Source organism: Streptomyces sp. NPDC054841 (assembly GCF_053611045.1).
In genome coordinates this window covers 1-2068 of record NZ_JBSGZO010000811.1, presented here as the reverse complement: position 1 = coordinate 2068, position 2068 = coordinate 1, and the positions used below count along the sequence as shown (strand labels likewise).

The 2068-nt window shown below is 69.8% G+C and carries 1 protein-coding gene and 3 pseudogenes; 1 reads left to right on the top strand and 3 read right to left on the bottom strand.

The genetic code is table 11. The annotated features are described in order from the left end of the window. Window positions 1-24: 24 nt before the first annotated feature. The 3 genes and pseudogenes from ACWGI8_RS43475 to ACWGI8_RS43465 all read right to left on the bottom strand — a co-directional run. On the bottom strand, window positions 25-651 hold the full coding sequence (locus tag ACWGI8_RS43475) for a winged helix-turn-helix domain-containing protein (RefSeq protein ID WP_453669049.1): 627 nt from the start codon (window positions 649-651) through the stop codon (window positions 25-27). Between the two features lie 286 nt (window positions 652-937). Further along, a pseudogene (locus ACWGI8_RS43470) lies at window positions 938-1150 on the bottom strand (DUF6891 domain-containing protein); the annotation flags it as partial. Between the two features lie 38 nt (window positions 1151-1188). Continuing rightward, window positions 1189-1596 (bottom strand): annotated as a pseudogene (locus tag ACWGI8_RS43465) (zinc ribbon domain-containing protein); the annotation flags it as partial. Here ACWGI8_RS43465 and ACWGI8_RS43460 point away from each other — a divergent pair. Continuing rightward, window positions 1556-1978 (top strand): annotated as a pseudogene (locus tag ACWGI8_RS43460) (SAM-dependent methyltransferase); the annotation flags it as partial. The pseudogenes ACWGI8_RS43465 and ACWGI8_RS43460 sit on opposite strands and share 41 nt — an antisense overlap. Between the last annotated feature and the right edge of the window lie 90 nt (window positions 1979-2068).

The window sequence follows — 2068 nt, the reverse complement described above, 5'->3', positions numbered from 1 at the left end:
CGCACCGGCCCCCTCCCGCTTCCGTCAGGGCGTGTACTTGTAGCCCACGCGCCGCACCGTCTGGATCGTGTGACGGTGCTCGGCGCCCAGCTTGCGGCGCAGCCGCGCCACATGGACGTCGACCGTCCGGCCGTCGCCCACGTGACCGTAGCCCCACACGGTCGTCACCAGCTGATCGCGGGTGTGCACGCGGTGCGGATGCGCCACGAGATGGGCCAGCAGCTCGAACTCGAGGTACGTGAGATCGAGGGTCCGCCCGTCCACGGCCGCGGTGCGCTGGGCGCTGTCGATCCGCACCGGACCGTGCCCGCTCCCGTCCGTATCCCTGTCCGGGCCCGAGCCCGGGCTCAGACCGGGGCCGGGGTCGAGGTCCGGGGTCAGGCCCGGCTCCAGGGCCGGGGCCGGTGCGGCCGCGATGACCGGCGGCTGCTGGTCGGCCGGTACGAGAACGAGGTAGCCGACCATCGGGGGCCGGCCCGGGAGGACGGGCAGTGTGTGCTGGGGCGCCGGCAGCCATGTGGCGCCCGGCGGGAGGAAGTCCGCGACATGCACCACCTCGTCCGGGTCGACGGCCCGGAGGCGATGCCGCTTCTGGACGGTGGTCGTGGTGTCGGTGACGGTCGCAGCCGAGGAGGAAGGGGAGTTCGCCATGAGAGGTCAGCTCTTTTCGCGCGGAGTAGTCGTCGAGATCGACAGGACGTACGTACGTCGTGCGCGTCGGCCGAAGGCCTCGGAGAGGCTTTAGAGGGCCGACGCGTTCCTCGCGCGGCAACACACACGGTCGAAGTCGTGGTGCTGACGGGAAGGCCAGAACGGCTCAAGGTCGCTGCGACCCGTCACGTTGCTCTGAAGGCTGGCCATTCCCTTATTCAAGCAGATGAAGCGGGACGGCAGCAGACCCCTCTCACGAGGCGGACGGCAGCCGTCCTCCTCGCCGTCAGCCCACCAGACGCTTGCGCCAGTCCAGCGGCGTGACCGTCAGACCCCGGGTGGGGTCACCGTCCCACTCGACCGTCAGCCCCACGTCGGCGAGGGCCGCCACGACCTCGTGCCCGATGGCCGTCGTCGTCTCCGGGGAGCCGTCGAACCCGGCGTACAGCAACGTCAGCCCGTACCCCGCGGCTGCCGAATCCGTGCACTGCGTATGGAATTGAAGTGCTCTCCCGGATGAATGCGGGAGATTCCTGCCTACCTTGCGGTGGCGGGCTTGACGCGACCAGCGCGCCTGACGACTGCCCTCCCGGCAGCCGGAATGAGCGCGAGGCCCATCCGGTACAGGTGCAAGGTGTTCCGGGCTGCGTTGTGGTCGGCGTTGCCGGTCCATCCGCAGTCGGGGTTCTTGCACACGAACACGGCCTGGGACTGGCGGCTGCCCGGCGTGGTGAACCCGCAGGCTGAGCAGCGCTGGGAGGTGCCGGGGGCGGGAACTTTGTGCAGGGTGCCACCGTTTCGGGCGGCCTTGTGCACCAGCAGCTCGGCCGTGCGGCCCCACGCTTCGGCACTGATGGAGCGGTTGAGGCCGGACTTCTGCGCGACGTTCTTCCCGGGTTCCTCGATGGTGCCCTTGGCGCTCTTGACCATGTTCGTGATGGTGAGTCGCTTCTACGCCGACCGATCGAGGCCGGTCCCGTTCTTCGCGGCGAAGCCCGACGAGAGCCTGGCCGCCTACCTCGACCGGGGCCTGATCGCCCCGGGCCGGGCCCTGGATCTCGGCTGTGGCCCGGGACGAAATGCCCTGTTTCTCGCGTCTCAGGGATTCGAGGTGGACGCAGTCGACCTCGCCCCGGCCGCCCTCGCCTGGGCCGAGGACCGGGCCCGCGAGGCCGGGGTCGACGTCCGCTTCGTCTGCGGCGACGCGTTCCAACTCACCGCCACCGAGCTTGCTGGCCCGTATGACCTGGTCGTCGACTCAGGATGCCTCCACCACCTGCCCCCACACCGCCGCGTCACTTATCTGGCCCTCCTCGACCGCGTCCTAAGGGCTGTCCCGTAATCCCCGGTGGATCAGCGCGCGGCGTCAGATGCGGTGCATCGCAAGGCGGAGGGTCGTCCTCATACTGGGCGTATT

Coding starts and splice junctions, on each gene's coding strand:
- ACWGI8_RS43475 (WP_453669049.1), bottom strand. CDS start 651: ATGGCGAACTCCCCTTCCTCCTCGGCTGCGACCGTCACCGACACCACG.